Below are 467 nucleotides of genomic sequence, written 5' to 3' on the forward strand. Positions count from 1 at the left end.
ATGAACAACAATCAGACTGTTGAAAAACTAAAACAAATGCGCCTGGGGGCTATGGCCCAGTTGCACCTGCAACACATAAAGGACAACCGTATAGATAAGGTTACTGCCGATGAATACCTGGCCCTGCTGATCGATCACCAATGGGAAGACCGGCAGAACCGGAAGATAGAGCGGCTTTTAAAGCAGGCCGGCTTTAAACAACAGGCCAATCTGGCCGATGTGAATTACACCCAGAACCGAAACCTGGACAAGAATATGTTCACCCGCTTAGGTACCCTGGATTTTATCACCAGAAAGGAAAATATTATCCTTACCGGGGCTTCCGGGGTTGGCAAAAGTTATTTGGCGCAGGCTTTAGGACATCAGGGGTGTATGATGGAATACAAAACCATTTACACCAACACCGCCCGCCTTTTTAAAAAATTAAAACTGAGTAAAGTGGATGGCACTTATCTTAAGGAACTGGG

1 protein-coding gene is annotated in these 467 nt (G+C 46.0%); it reads left to right on the forward strand.

The features are described from left to right. Window positions 1-467 (forward strand): ATP-binding protein (locus RM529_RS17785; RefSeq protein ID WP_311486065.1); only part of this gene is annotated, 467 nt, incomplete at its 3' end.

Origin of the sequence: Autumnicola edwardsiae, from assembly GCF_031846505.1 — a bacterium.
In the GTDB taxonomy this organism is placed as follows: domain Bacteria; phylum Bacteroidota; class Bacteroidia; order Flavobacteriales; family Flavobacteriaceae; genus Autumnicola; species Autumnicola edwardsiae.